Annotated in this window: 14 protein-coding genes; 6 read left to right on the top strand and 8 right to left on the bottom strand. The window is 41.1% G+C overall.

What is annotated here, in order from left to right:
* Positions 1-101: 101 nt before the first annotated feature.
* The 4 genes from HC246_RS20315 to HC246_RS20300 all read right to left on the bottom strand — a co-directional run bounded on the left by HC246_RS20315 (position 102) and on the right by HC246_RS20300 (position 5,841).
* Positions 102-1,604: a bifunctional aminoglycoside phosphotransferase/ATP-binding protein gene (locus HC246_RS20315; RefSeq protein WP_169365279.1), complete on the bottom strand. Its 1,503-nt coding sequence runs from the start codon at positions 1,602-1,604 to the stop codon at positions 102-104.
* Positions 1,605-1,763: 159 nt separating this feature from the next.
* Positions 1,764-2,651 (bottom strand): DUF4436 family protein, encoded by an 888-nt coding sequence (locus HC246_RS20310; protein ID WP_169365278.1) that lies wholly within the window; start codon positions 2,649-2,651, stop codon positions 1,764-1,766.
* A gap of 51 nt (positions 2,652-2,702) precedes the next feature.
* A complete protein-coding gene (locus HC246_RS20305; RefSeq protein WP_169365277.1) occupies positions 2,703-3,539 on the bottom strand; it encodes a DUF3598 family protein in 837 nt (278 codons plus the stop codon).
* Positions 3,540-3,675: 136 nt separating this feature from the next.
* The gene (locus tag HC246_RS20300; RefSeq protein WP_169365276.1) at positions 3,676-5,841 is read right to left on the bottom strand and encodes an ATP-binding protein; all 2,166 of its coding nucleotides are present in this window, start codon (positions 5,839-5,841) and stop codon (positions 3,676-3,678) included.
* Positions 5,842-6,293: 452 nt separating this feature from the next.
* Here HC246_RS20300 and HC246_RS20295 point away from each other — a divergent pair, with 452 nt between their 5' ends.
* Positions 6,294-6,791 carry a TIGR02652 family protein gene (locus HC246_RS20295; protein ID WP_169365275.1) on the top strand — a complete coding sequence of 166 codons (498 nt, stop codon included), beginning with the start codon at positions 6,294-6,296 and terminating at the stop codon, positions 6,789-6,791.
* 34 nt (positions 6,792-6,825) lie between these two features.
* Here HC246_RS20295 and HC246_RS20290 read toward each other — a convergent pair whose 3' ends face one another.
* From HC246_RS20290 to HC246_RS20280, 3 genes are all read right to left on the bottom strand, one after another.
* A complete protein-coding gene (locus HC246_RS20290) occupies positions 6,826-7,752 on the bottom strand; it encodes a glycosyltransferase family 2 protein (RefSeq protein WP_169365274.1) in 927 nt (308 codons plus the stop codon).
* 29 nt (positions 7,753-7,781) lie between these two features.
* Positions 7,782-8,912 (bottom strand): glycosyltransferase family 4 protein, encoded by a 1,131-nt coding sequence (locus HC246_RS20285; RefSeq protein ID WP_169365273.1) that lies wholly within the window; start codon positions 8,910-8,912, stop codon positions 7,782-7,784.
* An 85-nt stretch (positions 8,913-8,997) separates the two neighbouring features.
* Positions 8,998-10,458: an O-antigen ligase domain-containing protein gene (locus HC246_RS20280; protein WP_169365272.1), complete on the bottom strand. Its 1,461-nt coding sequence runs from the start codon at positions 10,456-10,458 to the stop codon at positions 8,998-9,000.
* Positions 10,459-10,707: 249 nt separating this feature from the next.
* Here HC246_RS20280 and HC246_RS20275 point away from each other — a divergent pair, with 249 nt between their 5' ends.
* Both HC246_RS20275 and HC246_RS20270 read left to right on the top strand, forming a co-directional pair.
* Positions 10,708-11,892, top strand: coding sequence for a glycosyltransferase family 4 protein (locus tag HC246_RS20275; protein ID WP_169365271.1), 1,185 nt, complete (start codon positions 10,708-10,710; stop codon positions 11,890-11,892).
* Positions 11,893-12,005: 113 nt separating this feature from the next.
* On the top strand, positions 12,006-12,338 hold the full coding sequence (locus HC246_RS20270) for a hypothetical protein (protein WP_211167883.1): 333 nt from the start codon (positions 12,006-12,008) through the stop codon (positions 12,336-12,338).
* 196 nt (positions 12,339-12,534) lie between these two features.
* Here the strand turns inward: HC246_RS20270 and clpB are convergent, their stop codons facing one another.
* Positions 12,535-15,153 carry an ATP-dependent chaperone ClpB gene (gene clpB, locus HC246_RS20265; protein ID WP_169365270.1) on the bottom strand — a complete coding sequence of 873 codons (2,619 nt, stop codon included), beginning with the start codon at positions 15,151-15,153 and terminating at the stop codon, positions 12,535-12,537.
* 1,050 nt (positions 15,154-16,203) lie between these two features.
* Here clpB and aat point away from each other — a divergent pair.
* The 3 genes from aat to HC246_RS20250 all read left to right on the top strand — a co-directional run bounded on the left by aat (position 16,204) and on the right by HC246_RS20250 (position 19,192).
* Positions 16,204-16,785: a leucyl/phenylalanyl-tRNA--protein transferase gene (gene aat / locus HC246_RS20260; protein ID WP_169365269.1), complete on the top strand. Its 582-nt coding sequence runs from the start codon at positions 16,204-16,206 to the stop codon at positions 16,783-16,785.
* Positions 16,786-16,896: 111 nt separating this feature from the next.
* Positions 16,897-17,661, top strand: a complete 765-nt coding sequence (locus HC246_RS20255) for a Uma2 family endonuclease (protein WP_169365268.1) — start codon at positions 16,897-16,899, stop codon at positions 17,659-17,661.
* Positions 17,662-17,779: 118 nt separating this feature from the next.
* Positions 17,780-19,192: a serine/threonine protein kinase gene (locus HC246_RS20250; protein ID WP_169365267.1), complete on the top strand. Its 1,413-nt coding sequence runs from the start codon at positions 17,780-17,782 to the stop codon at positions 19,190-19,192.
* Positions 19,193-19,288: the final 96 nt, after the last annotated feature.

Below are 19,288 nucleotides of genomic sequence, written 5' to 3'. Positions count from 1 at the left end.
TGGGCTTAGAATTCCCAAATCAAGATGATCTAGGAATTCTATAGATTGAGGTGGGAATGCTAAGCCCCTACAACACATGCATCTTAATCGTGTGAACGTAACTAGCTTTTCTTCACCAAGACCAACTCTTCAGCCGTGAAGTCTTCAAAAGCGGCTTGCTGACTAGCTAATAGATCGACCGTTGCATCAGCGATGTTATTATTTGCCGCAGCCCGATCGCGTAAACGTTGCTGCAAAACCTCCACAGGCGCAGTGCAATAAATGATTTCTACAGGGATGTTTTGAGATTGGGCAGCAGCGATCGCTTGACTGCGTAAACTAATGCGATCGTATTTAGCATCGAGAATCACTGTAAAGCCTTTGCTAGCTAACAATGCACCTAACTCCGCTAACCTGCCATAGGTTTTTGCAGTCATTTCTGGAGTGTAAATGTCATCACTACCACGCTCCATTAGACCAATTCCTGCAATTTGCTTACGAATGGCATCCGATCGCAAATAAATAGCATCTTGCTCAGAGGCGATCGCTCTAGCGGTTGTACTTTTGCCAGAACCAGACACACCTGACATGATGATCACCTTGCCCTGTTTGGGTTGCGTATATTCCCACGCAAGTTTGTAATATGCAGCAGCTTCCGCTTGAGCATTCGCTTTCACATCTGCAGGAATGTTCGGATCATCGAGGAGGAAGGATGTCACTTTGGCGCGAATATAGGCTCGCATACTGCAATGCAGAGGTAGCAGTACTGCTCCTTCATAATCACCCGTTCGTTCCAAATAAGTATTCAGGAAAATATTGGCGAGATCCCTTCTGCCGCGAAATTGTAAATCCATTAATAGAAAAGCCGCATCGTAGAGTACATCACTATTACGGAATGGCTCATTAAACTCGATACAATCAAAAATCTGGATTTTGTCTTGATAGAGACAGATATTTTTTAAATGGACATCGCCATGACATTCACGCACTTTCCCCTTAGCAATGCGATCGCTAAATAAGGCAACATTTTCAGCAAAGAATTTTTCAGTATAGGCACGGGTTTGAGCTAGTTGCTCCTCAGTTTGAGCAAGACCAACATATTTCTCCGTAGAAGCATAGTTATCATTTGCCACAGCGCGAACTGCCTCGGCTGTCCCAAAAGTATTGATATGGTCATTAGTCGCCGCCTGTTGATGAAATGCCGCTAGCTGCTCACCAATTTGTTTTACATGGTCAGCCGTCAAACGCCCCGAGGCAAACATCTCAATCAATAAATCCTCTTGTGAGAACTCTGGCATGGCGATCGCATATTCCACAGGTGTTCCCTTACCAGTGTGATCAAAGCGATATTTGCCATCGGTTTCGACAATCGGTAGAACAGAGAGATATAGCTCAGGCGCAAGACGACGATTGAGCCGCAGTTCTTCCTCACAGAAATATTTGCGCTTCTCTAAGGTAGAAAAATCTAAGAACCCAAAATTCATCGGTTTCTTGACCTTATAGGCATAGCTGCCTGTGAGTAATACAAAGGAAATATGGGTTTGCAAAAGCTGGATTGGCTCTGTGACAGGATGATCGTAAAACTCAGGCGAGAGCATCTGCTCAATAACTGGCGGTAAAGACATAAATGAATTGCGAATGGGTGTGTGTAAATAATATAAGGCTTGCTTGGCAAGCCTTATTTAATATGCGGCGCTTTGCGCTTAAAACCAAACCAAAAACAATATTAAAAACTTTGCTTTGCAAAGTTTTTAATATTGTTTTTGTGGTTCGTTAGGTTAGGACTAGCTAGGCTTTTTATAGCGTGTTAGCCAAGTGAAGAATAGAATTGGTAGTGAAACTGCGACTAATGACTCTGCCCAGAAAAATGATAGAAAATCGCTTAAACCACCAAGGGGAGGAACATTAGGCTGAAGGTTTCGTACCGCAGGCAAAGCAAATAACATACCTGCAATGAGCGTAAACATCCCAAATTCAATGGGACGAGGTTGCAAAGCTACTACCATCGTCATGATAAAGACTACTAAACCAATCAACCACATGGCAAACATTAAGAAAATGGAGAAAGACTTAGTGATGACCGATCGTGATACATTGACACGCAAGCCAATATAGCTATCTGAAGATTCAAATTCAGTTTTAGGAATATAATCAGCATCAACGTTATAGCCTGCGATCGCACCATAGAAATGTAGTGCCATTGGAACCTCTTCTTTCTCATCCTTGGGATTAGAGAAAAACAGAAAGAAATCAGAACTATGTTCATCAAAAGGATAATCGCTCACCTTGCCCTTGGCTATGGATATTGAACCCGTTACTGGGTCAGGAATACGATTTTTCTCTAGGGTGACTTCAGCCTTTCCCGATTCAATTCCTGTAAAAAATTTCAACTCCTTAGCAAGGCGACCTTCCTTAGCAGCATATGTACCTTCTGGTATGGACGCAAAACGAAAATTTAGTTCACCTTTGATCGGATCAACTCCTAATAAAGTGACAGCAACTTCCATCCTATTTGGTTCTTTATCATCACCAAATAGCAAATTTGCTGATTTCTGGGTGCGATCGCTTTGATAGAAATATAGCGCCCCCGAAAATGCCCCAACAAATAGTGCTAAACAGATCAGGATAATGACAATACGCTTCGTGAGAAGCTTGCGAGTAGTATCTGCCATATTATTTCATTTAGATATCGTGAATGATTGGCTTAGTAAAGCACTATCAGACTACCCCACTTTGCGCTCAGTCACTAATGTCAGATTTTCCCATCCCCCCTGCGGGTTATAAGCTCGAATCATCCTTTGGTGGAGGTTTGTTTCTAATAACCAAGATATAGATAAGCGAAATGGCTGACGGGGAATGATTGTTTCAGGACAGGTTAGAGAAGAACCGTCAGGTAAAAACAAGGTCTGGATAGATATAGGGTTTTGCTCAAATCTTAAAATCTGTGGATTGTGAGGATCGATGTGAGCAATTGAAGTAATTGTCTGTGTACCCGCTATTGTGGGCATTTGCAAAGACATGATTGCGCGATCGCCATCACGTCTCCATTCCGTTACCGTTGGTGTTACTTCTGGTGTTAACCAATCGGGCGAAAGAGTAATCGCTTCACCTTCCCACTTGCCTAATAACGCATCAAGAGTTAAAGGGGGACGTTCGGGTGTGTTGCTATGGGGCAGATGTTCACGAATCAGTGTGAACTGTTGTAGTTTGCTAGTTTTGTCATACAGAGGAATTATGCGTAAACGGCGATCGCCATAGATTAAGCCCAACTCTGCCCCAAATTCTGCAACTGGAGAAAACTGAATTGATCCCTGAGAGAAAGCTCCATTTTCAAATAGAATTATGCTTTTATTTAAGGTGCGATATTCCAATACTAAGTCCTGTGGCTGTCCATCATAAAAGCGACGCACGACTTGATGCATTGTTTGCTGATCTTCTTTCAGTTCTAAGCTAGTTTCACTGGGAATATCTTCTAATATTTCGCCCTGTGGTGATAGTCGAGCAAAAGAACCTTGCCAACAGCCAAGATTTTGAAGTAAACATTCCCATTGCGATCGCATAATTTTTTAAATATAGAATAAATAACTGGCATTAGCCAGTTATTTATTCTATAGCAGTCCTAAATCATTTGTAGATTTTTGGGGTTTGTGGAAGCGCACCCCGAAGGGGTGCGCTTCCACAAACCATTTAGGATTGCTATATGGCTTTTGGTTGTTTTAACGGAATCTCAATGACAAATTCTGTCCCCTTACCAATTTCAGAATTGAAGGACAACTTACCGCCATGATTTTCCGTGACAATTTGATAGGCAAGGGATAGCCCTAGCCCTGTGCCCTTACCTACAGGCTTGGTTGTAAAGAATAAATCAAATAAACGATTGCGTAGTTCTTGGGGAATACCCTTGCCATTATCGGCAATTTTAACAATTAGGCGATCGCAAGACTGATCACCATTTTGAACTTCCGTTGTAATAGAAATTATGGAAACCTTACCATCTTTTCTAATCCATTGCGGTTTATCATCCATAACCTGCCAATTTCCATTTGCCTGATTGTCTTCCTCAAGGGCATCGATCGCATTAGTTAATAGATTCATAAAGACTTGATTGAGCTGTCCTGCATAACAGCAAATGGCAGGCAAGTTACCATAATGCTTTTTAATGACGATTTCAGGACGATGCGAATTTGCTTTGAGCCGACTTTGTAAAATCATCAAGGTGCTGTCAATTCCCTCGTGAATATCGACATACTTACAGCCAGATTCATCACTGCGAGAGAACTTATTTAAGGATTTAACGATCTGCTGAATCCTTTCTGCACCGACTTTAATCGAACTAATCAACTTCACAAAATCAGTAACCAGAAAATCAATATCAATCTCTTCTAACTTGTCTTGAATCACCTGATTAGGATGGGGATATTGATTGCGATATGTTTCAATCAAGCTCAGCAGATCCTGAGTGTAATTATCGGCATAGGTAAGATTGCCATAGATGAAATTGACAGGATTATTGATTTCATGGGCAATTCCCGCCACTAGTTGTCCTAGTCCTGACATTTTCTCAGCTTGGATGAGTTGAGCTTGCGTATTCTTGAGATTCTGGAGAGCAGATTCTAGTTTTTCTGCTTGCAGACGATATTTTTCCTCAGAGGCTTTTACTATCGCTTCTGCCGCTAGACGTTCCGTGATATCGCGTAGACTCCAAACTCTACCTGCACAACTATTTAGAATATTTTGGGGTTGTGAATAACATTCTAAGGTTCTACCATCCTCTAGCTCGACAATTTCAAAACTATTTTGGTCACTACTCAGGTGCTTGCCAAAATTATGGAGATATTGGGAAGATTTAATTCGTTCGGTGACATATTGCAGAATATGGGCATCATCGGATGTAAAAATGTGACTGGGGATGCGCCACATATCAACAAATTTTTGATTGCAAATAATAATATTGCCGATCGCATCAAGTACTAAGATGCTATCCGCAGTTGCCTCAAGGGTGGCTCCCAAGGCTGCAAAGCTTTTGTTAATCTCCGCTTCCGCAGCTTTGCGATCGCTAATATTGGTGCAAACATAGGTCATGCCAATTACTGAGCCATTAGGGCTTTTGACAGGATTGACCCTTAAGCTAATGGGAATATGCTTCCGATCGCGATCGCGCAGTTCCAATTCCCCTGACCAAGTACCTCCATGCATCACCGCCGCATGGATCGCTTTCGCAATTTGTGGATCAGTAAATAACGCCTCAAACTCTGTAGGATTCTGGAGGTTAGGTAAGTTATATGCAAATAATTCACTAAAGGCAGAATTGAGATAAATTGGCTGCCCTAAGTCATCTGTAATACAAATACCATCGTTTGTGCTTTCAAGTGCTGTCCCAATTTTGGTAAAGGCATCTTCAAAATATTGCCGCTCAGCAATTTCTTCTTGTAAACGTCGTTTCAGAGTCGCTGACTGACAATCGCCCATGGCATAACTCGCAACAATGATGCCACCCGCCGAACCATCATCGTTGTACCAAGGTTGAACTACAAGCTGATATTTGGTAATCAAACCACCCCGATCAGTAATCTCGACCTCAGTCGAGTAATGCATTTGTCCACCAATGAGACAACGCTCTAAACCGCGTCGATAACTTAATGAGATCGGTAAAGATTTATAGATATTTGTGCCAATGAGCTTGAGACGAGGGATTCCCAGCATTTTGACCCAAGGCTGACTGACTAATACATAGTTAAGCTCGCAGTCAAACATCGCGATCGCTGCTGGGCAGAAATCAACAAACCACCGTAGATATTTTTCTGCATGATTAGTACGACTTGCGATCGTTCCCCATGCAGCCTTTGGGTTAGCCTTTAGCATCCTAACCTTACTAATTTAAGAATTTTTTAGATGTTTCATTCAAAATTGTAGCGGTTAGGAAATCTTTAGAGTGTGTCGTTTGAACCACAATCTACTTTTGTTGGTTAAATCTAACCTTGATCATGTTGCAAACAAAGCAAGAATTGTGAGTCGTCCGCTACGCGGACGACTCACGATTCTTGCTTTGTGAACTACTTATGCCTAGCTTTATTACAAAGGAATTTCTGAAAGGGCGGCTTCGTCGCTCTTTCAGAAATTTAATTCAGCGCAACTCTCTGTAATCAGGAACCTACAACAATTTCCGATCAAACGAACCACAAGAAAAATTTTGAAAACGTTGCTTCGCAACGTTTTCAAAATTTTTCTTAGTTTGGCTTTGAGAGCAAAGCGCTGTAGGTATAGATATGCCATGTTAAGATTGCTATTAAAGATATCTTCAACTCCTATTAACCATGAGGATAGTTAACTCGGCACAGCAATATCCGATCTTTGGTTCTGAGATTAAATGTCCCCACTGTCGGCAGATTATTCCCGCGCTGATTTTGACAGATACCTATCTCTGCCCAAGACATGGTGCTTTTGAAGTTAGTTCTAATGGCAAAGATTTAGTACATTTGCAATCCGATCGCCAATGGCGACTATGGAATGATGAATGGTATCGGCAACATACCCATCCCGACGGCATCAGGTTTGAGATCCATGAAAATATAGATCGGCTATATACCCAAGGTTATCGCGCGATCAAAGTCACGATCGCTCACCGTTATATAGATCTCGTTAGTCCCTACCTTGAGACTAGTGCGATCGGCTCTAATATTCAACGTTTATATGGATTAAACGTTGAGTTTAGTCCTCCCGAAGAGGAAGAACCACGCTGGGGAATAATTAACTTTGAGCTAGAAAAAGAACTTGGAACACCTAAAGGTTATCCATACTTTCGTTCTTTTTAATAAAAATCTCTTTTGGCATTGCCAAAAGAGATTTTTATTGAGATTTTCGCCAAGTTTGCCAACCTTCCCAACGTCCTTGCCAACAAGCCCATAATTTTTGCCCTGACACTTTCCCTTCCTTTGGTAAAAACCGCAGCCATTGTAATAAACCTCTCGCATCTCTTGTACCAATTGCGATCGCCCATCCTAAAAATGCCAAACGTCCAACTAAAGGTAAATATTCTAATAGGGATAAGGTTTCGTTATGAACTGCGTTGACTACTGCAATATGATTAAATTGATCGCGCTGATCTTCATCAAAGCGATCGCCTCGGAAATGATCTACACCAATTTGGGAATCATAAATCAGTTTCCAACCTCGTTGCTTAAGTTTTAGACAGAACATTACTTCAAAATGAACTTGAGCACCCGTACCACGCATCCTTTGATCAAAGCGTAAGTTTTGAATTGATGTACGTCGAAAGCTCATATTTACGCCCTTGAGAACATCTACTTCTCTCTCTTGACCAGTACCAATATGATGATTTCCAATCAAACGTCCAAACCATTGCAGTTTACCGACTATAGGCTCTGCTCCATCCTCCAATTCTGTGCCATGATAAACCCAATCACGACCACCTACCCCAGCAACATTCGGATCTGATAGAAAATAAGCTTCGATCCGTTCTAACCAATCAGAATGCGGTGCAGCATCATCATCGGTAAAAGCAATAATATCGCCAGAGGCAGATTCTAGACCGATATTCATTGCCGCAACTACCCCCACCGTAGTCACCGTCGCAATCTGTAAGGGCAGAGATTCTATATCAAAATTCTGCAAAAATGTCCGAGTCTCTTCATCGGTATCACGTACAATAATCCACAGCTCATCCACTGAACGAATTTGCACTTTTAATGCTGCTAAGCAACGCGCTAAATCCTTAGAACGGCGATAAGTTGGGACAGCTACAGTTATCTTCATTTACGATTAATTTAATGATTAATTTCCGATTAAGCTTTTCCTTGATGTAATTCTTCAAAGAGATCAACATAAATCTTGGCTTTACTTTTCCAAGTATGTTGCTCTGCGATCGCCCTAGCCGCTTGCCCCATTTGCGATCTCAGATCGCGATCGCTAGCGAGCTTAGCCATAGCATCTGCTAAAGCAATAACATCCTCAGAATCATTGAGAACAACTCCAGATTCAGGGGTAACGATTTCGGCAACTCCTGATATCGCTGTAGTAATCACAGGTAATCCCGTTGCCATTGCTTCACTAACAACCATCCCAAAAGGCTCATAGCGTGACGGAAATACAAAAAAATCAACCGCCTTCATAATTTCCGCAATATCCCGTCGATATCCTAAGAAATGCACCCGTTCACTCAGCCCCAATTGACTAGCAAGTTGAGGATAGGGACTTTTGGTAACATTCCCAACTACCGCGAGATGCAAATCAGGCACATGAACTAATCCATGCAAAACTGTATCCAGATTTTTGCGATTGGTTCTAATATCACCAGCAAATAGCGCTAAGGTAACATTCTCAGGCAAGCTGAACTGACTCCTTTCTCTTACCTCAGGAACAAACTCCTCAACATCGACACCATTCAAAATCACTCGAATCTTATTTGGATTCACCCCAATATCGATTAATTCTCGCTTAATCCCCTCAGACACAGCTACTAACACTTTTGACATTTGATAAGATTTTCTTTCCCAATGAGCATTTAGAGCCGTAAATAACCACTGATATGCGCCATACAGATTTTTTTGTAACTTCCAAGTATGGGCAGGCGATCGTAACCAGCCACTATGGACAAAATGAAATGCATTGATGTCGGCAGGGTAGTCAGTCACACAACCATAAACCTGCAACAAATCAAACTCATGATGATGCTGTTGTAGCCAGTGACGACTTTGCCAAGTAAAAACCAAATTACTCAACAGTGCTGTTGGAAAGCCCTTGACGGAAATGGGAACCCATTTAACTTGGCTATTTTGTTGTAATTTAGGGGACACATTTATGGCAACTAAAGTGACATGATAACCACGTCGAATTGCTTCTAAAACAATCTCATAATTAGCTCTCCCCTGTCCATCACCCTTAATAATATTATGTGTGACAATACAAAGTCTCATAACAAAGTCTCACAAGCCTGCATGGATTTTTCTACGTCAAGTCTTGGTTATTTTAGACTTGTCATGACTAGGATTATAGTATTGTCTAAGATGCTTCGACATCCAAAGTTTTTTCTACACCTTTTTCAACAATATTTTCCATTTGTAGAGCCATCTGATACTTGAAATAACGTTGTCCAGACAATCCAATTCCCAAGAAACTCCAAATAAGCATTCCATGAATACCAGAAGTTACCCTTGTAGCTAAGAAAAAAACTGTAGATTTGATCAGAATCGCTCCAGCAAGCTTGATAAATAAATCTGCTTGTTTTTTGAGATTTCCTATCAGCGTTGTTGCTAATAGGAGAAGGCTACCTAGGTAAGGAATAGTTCCTAACCAACCTAAATCTAAGACTAAAGAAAGGGGTCCACTATCTACAATTTCGTTAAGACCAATACCATCACCAATATAGTTGTACATGCCAGATTGAAAAAATCTCTTATAAACCCCCTGTCGATCTTGAGCGCTAGTATCGTTTTGGATATCAGATAAAGTTTCCAGTCGTTTAGAAATTGTTGTAGAAAATGGTTCCACTGTACTTAAGGGAACGATGAATAGTGCTAGTACTGAGAATAGAGTAATTAAGCGTAATTGCTGTCTTGGACGTAGAGAAGTACTTATAAACAGCATCCCGAATAACCAACCAATCCAAGCGACTCGTACTGAACTTAACAGAAAAGCAAGACCACCTGCGATCGCCGCAGGTAAAATTAAAGGACTTGCGGAACTAAATAAAATCAACAATATTGTCGCCATCACATCCCCAAAAGGGCCTGGAGAGTTTAAGGTACTCCAAACCCTCATCCCAAATGGTTCTGGTCTACCTGCACTAGAGGTCAAACCTGAGCCAATCAGCCATAAACAATCCCATTGCGGAGCAGTCATATACTGATAAACACCATATATTCCCATTACTAATCCCCCCCATAAAAAAGCTTTTTGAATTACTGCTCTGTATTCGGGGTATCTACGCCAGTTGGTGTAGAGATGATACCCAAACAAAATTGGCGAGATCCACCCTAATATGGCAACTGTAGCTTTAACAGGTAATGCTCCATTTAAGATACCAACACAATATCCATAACCTGTACTAGCTAAAGCGAGAATAAATGGTGTAGTTCCCTGTTCTCTTGCTTTAGGCAAGTTAAAGTACAATGTATGTGCACATACCAAAATCGCCATAAATGGGGCAAGTAAGATCGGGCTAGAGTCAGTAAAAGCACCTGATCGGAAATCAGCAAAACGCCTCACAAAAGATACTAGAAAGAAAAGCCACCACACAAAGCCAATGTAGATGGTAGGATGTCGAAAATATAAAAACCATCCAACCGCAAAAGCACCAAGGGGAAAAATAATTCCTAGTACTTTAGATCCAACTGATCCGACGATAAGTAACATAATCGTCACAAAAGAGAATAGAAAGATCACAAACCATGCTTCTTTTGTATTTAAAGTTGAAGATCCTTCTATAGAATGTGGCGGTTGCAAATGCTCTCTAAAATTCATAATTGGGTTTTATCAAGGGACATGTTATCGCTAAAGCAACAGAAAACATTTTATCCCAGAATATTTAGAATAGTTACCATCAAATTTTTGTTTAACGACGCTGAACTACTTAAGTAGCTAGGCGTAATTAAATGTAGGATGCGTTAGAGTAACTTAACGCATCCATTAGATAAAGATGATGGGCTAAGCTATTGTTAACCCATCCTACATTTAATTTCAACTAAGATATTGTCGAGGTAAAAAATACAGATGGAATCGCACAAAACTGTAGCATTTTTTCTCAATCGTGTTGACTGTAACGATGGAATTGCTTCACACTGTGAAACTTTAATCCGTGGATTGAAAGATTCTGGATGGAAAGTAGTCTTAATAACAGGGAAAGTAGGATTTGATGAGAATTCCTTCAAAAGATTACAAACCTTAAAAGAGTTATCAGAAGAATGGATCATATTTGATAGTTTTAATAAAATCTTTCCATCTGTGACAAGTTTCTCCAAAATATTGAAAGCAATCAAATATCACAGAATTCAAATTTTTCATACTCATGGCTACTCAATGCTATTTTTAACATTTGTACTCAAAATTTTTACAGGAGTAAAATGCGTTGCAACATCACATCTACTTAATTCTAGTTGGTCAGAAGCAACTGGAGTGAATAAACGTCTTAGATTTAAACATTTTCTTTTAAAAGCGTATTTAAAAGCTCTATCTCCTAAGATTTTTATTGCAATATCTTCAGATATTGAGCAGTGGCTAATACAAGATATTGGTATTACTGAGAAGAGAATCAAGAAAATATTTAATGGAATTGACAATAAATATTTTTATCCTCCTAGCAATGAAGAGAGAAAAGAATCAAGGTCTAAATTTAAAATTTCTGAACAAGATTTTGTAGTTACTTTAATAGGTAGATTACAATGGGAGAAAGGACATAAAACATTAATTGATACAGCTAATCACATCAAAAAAAGCAACCCACAATACTCTTTCAAGTATATATTTGCAGGATCTGGAGACCAGAGAGAAGAAATAGAAAAATATGCTTTTGAGGCTCAAGAAAATCGCCAGATATTTCTGTTTTTAGGTTATGTCAGTGAGCCTCGAAATATTTATTGGGCTTCAGATATTATTGTTTTACCAAGTCAGAATGAAGGATTTCCGTTGGTCGTTTTGGAGGCAATGGCTTGCGGTATAGTTTCAATACGTACTCCTGCTGCTGGAGCCTATGATCAAATTGAGGATGGTCTAAATGGATTTATCATTCCTTTTAATGATGTAGATACACTTGCTTCTAAGCTAATCCAACTATATGAAAATACTAACCTGCGATCGCAAATGGTTAACAATGCCCTTAAATATTCTGCAAATAAATTTACTATAGAATCTATGACTCTAGGTACAATTGCAGCTTATGAAGAGGCAATTATAAAATAGAGATTTAGAAGCCTCAATTTTGGCAGCGTGATATAGCGCTTTTCAATCAAGCGAGGTACAAAGGATTGTTTCCCTGCCGAAGGTAGGGAGACAATCCCGTACTTCACTAGACTGTGAAATGCTACAGACGTTTGCCATTGGAGATTTATAATTTAGTTGATGGTGCTTATCAATTGCCAATTGGCGAATCTCTGTGGATGCCAGAGAGCGGGTTAGGGCTTGGGAGGGTTGTATTAAGAGATCGCTTTAGAAGAGAAGTTTTAAGTTGGTTTGATCAAAAAGGCGATCTCTATCTCACTACTGATGAGCAAGGTGATCTAGAGAAATATCGGGCTGAGCTAGAGAGTCAAAAAGCACAAACTGAAAAACAACGCGTCGATACTGCCCAGAAACAGGTGGAGTTGTTGTTGGCAAAGTTGCGATCACTTGGTATTGATGAGCAATAATTAGTAAATCTCGAATTCCCAAAAAGCAAATCAGATATCTTAAAATAGTTAATCGAATTTCACGAGCTTATACAAATCGCTTAATCTGATTTCTAAGTAGCTAACACCATCTGCGATCGCCTCCTAATAATTGGCTATGGAATGATTATATATCAACAAAAAAGGAGAGGCGGCGCTAAGCGCCGCCTCTCGTGAATTAAACAGTGACTAAACCAGAGTGAAGTCGCTTAAAGGCGAGACGCTCATTTTCGATATCTACAAAAATAGTGTCGCCATCGGAGAAGTCACCACGCAAAATTCCTTTGGCGATTTGGGTTTCCAGTTGTCGCTGAATGATGCGTTTGAGTGGACGCGCTCCGTAGACAGGATCATAGCCAACTTCAGCGATGAAGTCGAGGGCCGCATCCGCAAGTTTTAGGGTCATGCGGCGATCGCCTAAACGTTTTTCTAAGCGCTGAACTTGAAGCTTGACGATACGTCGCAATTGTTCACGGCGGAGGGCATGGAAGATCACAATTTCATCAATGCGATTGAGGAATTCAGGACGGAAACTGGATTGCATCGATTCCATTACCCTTGCGCGCATTTCTTCATGGCGAGCATCATCTCCTGCAATATCGAGAATATATTGCGAACCAACGTTGCTGGTCATGATGATAATCGAATTCTTGAAGTCAACGGTGCGACCTTGTGAATCGGTAACGCGCCCATCATCTAGGATTTGCAGCATGATATTAAATACATCTGGATGGGCCTTTTCGATTTCATCAAAGAGAATCACAGCATAGGGACGACGACGCACGGCTTCCGTCAATTGTCCGCCTTCTTCATAGCCGACATAGCCAGGAGGTGCGCCGACTAAGCGGGAAACGCTGTGCTTCTCCATATATTCGGACATATCAATCCGTACCATCGAGTCTTCGGTATCGAAGAGATAGGCGGCGAGGGCTTTGGCAAGTTCCGTTTTACCGACACCTGTGGGACCTAGGAAAATAAAGCTAGCGATCGGACGGTTGGGATCGGCGAGTCCTGCTCTGGATCTTTGGATAGCATCAGCGATCGCTGTGACAGCCTCTTCTTGACCAACTACGCGATCGTGGAGGACATCTTCCAATTGCAAGAGCTTTTCTTTTTCCGATTCCACTAACTTGCTAACGGGAATACCTGACCATTTAGAAATGATTTCGGCAATGTCTTCTTCCGTAACTTCTTGACGCAATAGCGATCGCCCTGAAGTTTGTGCTTCCTTGAGATTGACCTCCGCAATTTCTAACTGACGTTGCAAATCCGTTAATTTGCCATACTTCAACTCCGCTGCTTTGTTTAGGTCGTAATTGCGCTCTGCTTGTTGAATCTCGACATTGACATGATCAATATTTTCCTTGAGTTTACGGATGTTATCGATCACCTGTTTCTCGGCTTCCCACTGAGCCTTGAGGGTGGTTTGTTCTTCCTTCAAGTCGCCCAATTCTTTATTCAATTTTTCGAGGCGATCTAGGGACTCGCGATCGGTTTCTTTTTTGAGAGAGAGACATTCCATCTCTAGCTGAATCACCTTGCGATTGATTTCATCAAGGGTTTCAGGTTGAGAAGTGATTTCCATTTTCAGCTTCGCGGCGGACTCGTCAACTAGATCGATCGCCTTGTCAGGTAAAAAGCGATCGCTAATATAGCGATTGGAAAGGGTGGCGGCAGCAACTAGCGCGGTATCGGAGATTTTTACGCCATGGTGCAACTCGTAGCGATCGCGCAGACCCCGCAAAATCGAAATTGTATCTTCAACATTGGGCTGATCGATGTAAACCTGTTGGAACCGACGCTCAAGGGCAGCATCTTTTTCAATATATTTCCGATATTCATCCAAAGTCGTTGCACCAATACAACGCAACTCACCTCTCGCCAACATGGGCTTGAGCAAGTTACCCGCATCCATTGCACCTTGTGTTGCCCCTGCGCCGACAACGGTATGAATTTCATCAATAAATAGAATGATATGCCCGTTCGACTCGGTAACTTCCTTCAGAACCGCTTTCAGCCGTTCCTCAAATTCACCCCGATATTTTGCACCCGCAATCAAGCCGCCCATATCCAGCGCAATGAGCTTACGTTCTTGCAGCGACTCAGGCACATCACCACTGAGAATGCGTTGAGCTAGTCCTTCAGCGATCGCCGTTTTACCTACCCCCGGTTCACCGATTAAGACAGGATTATTTTTAGTACGGCGTGACAAAATCTGGATCGTGCGGCGAATTTCATCATCACGACCGATCACGGGATCAAGCTTACCTTCACGGGCTAACTCTGTTAGATCACGACCATATTTAGTTAAAGCTTCGTACTTGTTTTCGGGATTTTGATCACTCACTTTTTGACTGCCTCGCACTTGCTGAATAATGTTACGGAGCTTTGCTTCATCGATTCCCATTTCTTGATAGAGGGGTTTGCCGAAGCGATCGTCTTTGCAGTAGGGCAAGAGGATATGCTCAATGGAAATAAAATCATCGCCAAAACTTTTACGTTCCTTTTCAGCGCGATCTAGTAAGACATCTAAATTTTTACCTAAGTACACCGCCGTATTTGAGCTAGATACTTTGGGCTGACGATTAATAAACTCATCGGTGCGATCGCGCAAACGCTGAATATTGATCCCCGCTTTGCTAAAAATACTCGATGCTAGCCCTTCTTCCTCTAGCAAGGATTTGAGTAAATGTTCAGGCTCTATTTGTTGTTGTTGGGCTGCTTTCACCACGTCGGGTGTCCTTGCGATCGCCGCCCATGCTTTTTCAGTAAATTGATTAGGATTAGTTGGTTGCATCGCTAGTTACCTCCTGTGGCATTTAGACAACTGAGAATATCTTAGAGTGTCTAGATTTTTAGCGGGATCGGTTCTACCTTGCTAAAGGGTGCGTGTTTCCGTACCTGTAGCAATATTCGGGAAGATTTATTAAGCAAATGATACATATCAATACAAACAGCAATAAATCTATATCAAAGTCAATATTTGCAACTTTGTTAAATTAATTTAAAGTAATAGAAAAAATTAAGTAGCAATTAACATATTTGCTTACTAAACATCACTAAAAATACATTTAAAAGAAATAACCTACATGAGTACAAATACTCAATAAATAAGTTCTCAAGTTTAACTGTAAAGAAAGTATTAAGCGATCTCAAAAGTGACAAATTTTCTATCAAAATAGATTCATTCAAACGGAGCCAGCTTATATATAGGCTCTGAATTTAAATACAAACTTAATAAACTACTAAAAAAGTAAGTGGTTCTCAGAGAGAAATGGTAATTTTTACCTACTCACTAAGAGCCACTTATTTTTATCTAGCTTCTTGAAATTTTCATTTTGCCCGACCATTAATTACGCTAATTAAGCCTAATTAGCCGCAAAATCCAGTGTTTATGAGTAGAAATACGGGGATCTAGAGAAATCAAGGCTCTTGGGGTGAGTAATTAAACTTAGGCTGGATTGCCGAGTTGGATTATAAAGAAAATATTAAGCGATCCCAGTTTTTGATCAAGATCTTGCAAAATATAAACATTCAAACGGAATCGGCCTATTTAAAGATTCTGAACTTCAATACCAAATTTAAGAACAATTTATAAGCATAAATGGTTCGCTCTGACTAAGTACTTCTACTTAAGCTGAGTGAGCCATTTATCGTTTTAGCCTTTTTTATATATTTTAAAGTTTTCAGCTTTTTGTAAGCAAATAAGTTTAAATATTGAGTGATTTTTCATTTAACAATCTGATTTAAAAAGCTAAAACTAAATGAAAAAGTATTTCAATTTATGAAGAGACTTTAAAATAGATTACAAAACTAAGTCCTCTACTCGTGAGTTGGAAATCTATTTGTGGAAAGGTTTGATATCCGCAGCGTTATTGACGGTTATAGCCAAGGCTACTTTTTGATGTCCGAAGGTGATGGACAGCCAATTGAGTGGTATTACACCAATGAACGCACCTTGATCCCCCTTGACGATCGCTTTCGCTATCCCAAATCTTTGCAGCGGGCAATCAATCAAAATCGCTTTGAAGTCAAGATTGATAGTGCATTTGAGCAGGTTGTAGAAGGCTGTGCCGATCGCGAAACGACATGGATCTCCAACGAACTGCGATCGCTATATTTTAATTTGCACCAAGCAGGTTGGGCACATAGTTTTGAGACATGGCAAGGCGACAAGTTAGCAGGCGGAATTCTGGGGATCGCTATTCGTGGCGTATTTATTGGTGAGTCGATGTTTTTTAAAATTCCTGAAGGCTCAAAGGTGGCAATGGTGAAGTTAGTAGAGCATTTGCGATCGCGGGGTTATGGTTTATTTGATGCTCAGTTAATGAATCCGCATTTAGCAAGATTTGGAGCCTATGAAATTGACGACCAAAGTTACCAAAATCTATTACAAAAAGCATTAACTAAATCTTGTGTTTTTGTATGAATAAATTATTGAGCATCTCGCGTAGGGGGATGCCCAATAATTTGGGTTTAATTAGTCGCGATCAGTCTGAGTCTCTCTATAATTAAAGTTAAGTTCCTCCCCGTGAGACCTATGGTAGCTATCACCGATCAGCGATCGCAACCTCAAATCATTAACCAAGTACAGGCTGTCATCCCCACAACCTCAGAAATTGTCTATCCCAGTTCCGATGGAGAACCCTTGGCAGAAACCCAACAGCATGTTTTAGCAATCCTGATGACCCTTGCTCTCTTGAGACTGTATTTACAGGATCAGCAAGCGGTGGTCTTTGCCGATCAATTTCTCTATTACATTGAGGGCAATCCCAGAGCTAGAGTTGCACCTGATGTGATGGTGGTTTTCGATATTGAGAAACGACTCTATGCTAATTATAAGATTTGGGAGGGAAAGCAAACTCCTGCAATTATTTTTGAGGTGACATCCGCAGGGACAAAGGAAGTAGATTGGAACTTTAAGAAGACACTATATGAACAATTAGGGGTTACGGAATATTGGCTATTTGATCCCTACGGTGAATGGGTTGCCGAAAAGTTGCAAGGTTTTCGACTGAATGAGGATGATATATATAAGCCCATCAGCGACAATTGCAGCCAAGTTCTGCAACTGAGACTACAAGCTGAAGAATATCTGATCGGGTTTTACCGTCTTGATAATGGTGAGAAGTTGCTCACTCCTGAGGAGTTATACATCGCCGCGCAGGAGGCTAATCAAAGGGCAGAAGCAGCTAATCAAAGGTTAGAAGCAGCTAGTAAGCGAGCGTTACAGGAAAAAGCACGGGCTGATCGGCTTGCAGAGAAGCTACGGCAGTTGGGTATTGATTTGGATGATGAGATCTGATGGCAACCCAAGGATGTTGCGATTTAATAAAGAACCGATTTTTTGTGGCGCGGCTTCGCCGCGCCACAAAAAATCGGTTCTTTATAATATTAATTAAGGGTTAGTTTAGGGAAATTCTGTGGCAGAACTACATCAAGCTGGCGAAATAGTTCAAGACCGTTATCGTATTTCTCATGTTTTGGGACAGGGGGGAATTGGTATCACTTATGCTGCTGAAGATTTGCAAACGGGCGATCGCGTTGCACTCAAGGCTTTATCGCTGCGGCGGATGAATGAATGGAAAGTATTAGAGCTATTTGAACGGGAAGCTAAGGTCTTAGCCCAACTCGATCATCCTGCTATTCCCCGATACCTAGACTATTTTCAGATCGATCATCAAAGAGATCGCGATTTTTACATCGTGCAGCAATTAGTAGAGGGGCGATCGCTAGCACAGGAAATTGCCAATGGTTGGCATGGCAGCGAATCTGACATTCAACAAATTGCAGAACAAGTTCTCGATGTATTGATCTATCTCCATGAACTGAAGCCACCCGTAGTACATCGCGATATCAAACCACAAAATCTGATTCGGCAACCCAATGGAAAAATTGCCCTTGTTGATTTTGGCGCAGTGCAAGATACCTATCGCAATACTCAAATAGGCGGTAGTACGATCGTTGGTACTTATGGTTATATGCCACCCGAACAATTTCGCGGAAAGTCATTACCTGCCACCGATCTCTATGCCCTCGGTGCAACAATTTTATTTTTACTGACGGGGCGATCGCCTGCGGACTTGCCTGAGGTCAGATTCAAAATTAACTTCCGTGATTCTGTCGATATTTCACCGCACTTTGCTGATTGGCTCGAAAAGATGATCGAACCTGCGATCGAGGATCGGTTTAGTAGTGCCAGACAAGCTCTCAGAGCTTTACAAAACCCCAAAAATTTACCATCCATTGAGCAACGTATTAAGGCTCTTGATATTCAGCATTTACTCAATCAAACAGGCGATCGCCCAGTTTCTCAACGCCGCTATGAGAAGCCCCTCGGTAGTCGGATCGAACTGAAAAAGAATGACTATTTTTTAGAAATTGATATACCACCAACAGGCTGGCATGGTGAAGGAGTCAGTTTATTAATATTTGCAATTTGCTGGAATGGCTTTCTGGTGTTTTGGACATCCTTGGCTTCGAGAGCAGGATTTTTTGCCCTGTTTTCGATTCCATTTTGGCTTGTGGGTATTGGCATGGCTTATACGGCTTTATCAACGGTATTCGGTAAAGTGCATCTTCTGATCGGCGATCGCAATTTCAGTCTTGAATGGGATATTCTCGGTGCAAAGCGACGTATACAGGGTAAAACTCAAGATTTGCGCCCCCTAGAGCTAAAGAGTTTTTATGAAGTCAACAATCAACCCGTCATGCAGCTATGCCTAAATCAAGGTATCTATTCCCACAAATTTGGGTCGGGTTTAAGTCGGGTAGAAAAAGAATGGCTAATGCAAGAAATTAATGATTTTTTAGAAATATGGAGATCGCAGCATTAATATCCCATAGACAAAGGCAACGTAATGTCTATACAAAAATGTCATTTGCGCCGCGCTTCGCGCGGCGCAAATGACATTTTTGTATAGACATAAATT

Origin of the sequence: Pseudanabaena yagii GIHE-NHR1 (assembly GCF_012863495.1) — a bacterium.
Lineage (GTDB): Bacteria > Cyanobacteriota > Cyanobacteriia > Pseudanabaenales > Pseudanabaenaceae > Pseudanabaena > Pseudanabaena yagii.
The sequence above is the reverse complement of the archived record's forward strand: the minus strand, read 5'-3'. Positions and strand labels throughout refer to the sequence as shown.

Coding starts and splice junctions, on each gene's coding strand:
- HC246_RS20315 (WP_169365279.1), bottom strand. CDS start 1,604: ATGTCTTTACCGCCAGTTATTGAGCAGATGCTCTCGCCTGAGTTTTAC.
- HC246_RS20310 (WP_169365278.1), bottom strand. CDS start 2,651: ATGGCAGATACTACTCGCAAGCTTCTCACGAAGCGTATTGTCATTATC.
- HC246_RS20305 (WP_169365277.1), bottom strand. CDS start 3,539: ATGCGATCGCAATGGGAATGTTTACTTCAAAATCTTGGCTGTTGGCAA.
- HC246_RS20300 (WP_169365276.1), bottom strand. CDS start 5,841: ATGCTAAAGGCTAACCCAAAGGCTGCATGGGGAACGATCGCAAGTCGT.
- HC246_RS20295 (WP_169365275.1), top strand. CDS start 6,294: ATGAGGATAGTTAACTCGGCACAGCAATATCCGATCTTTGGTTCTGAG.
- HC246_RS20290 (WP_169365274.1), bottom strand. CDS start 7,752: ATGAAGATAACTGTAGCTGTCCCAACTTATCGCCGTTCTAAGGATTTA.
- HC246_RS20285 (WP_169365273.1), bottom strand. CDS start 8,912: ATGAGACTTTGTATTGTCACACATAATATTATTAAGGGTGATGGACAG.
- HC246_RS20280 (WP_169365272.1), bottom strand. CDS start 10,458: ATGAATTTTAGAGAGCATTTGCAACCGCCACATTCTATAGAAGGATCT.
- HC246_RS20275 (WP_169365271.1), top strand. CDS start 10,708: ATGGAATCGCACAAAACTGTAGCATTTTTTCTCAATCGTGTTGACTGT.
- clpB (WP_169365270.1), bottom strand. CDS start 15,153: ATGCAACCAACTAATCCTAATCAATTTACTGAAAAAGCATGGGCGGCG.
- HC246_RS20255 (WP_169365268.1), top strand. CDS start 16,897: ATGGTAGCTATCACCGATCAGCGATCGCAACCTCAAATCATTAACCAA.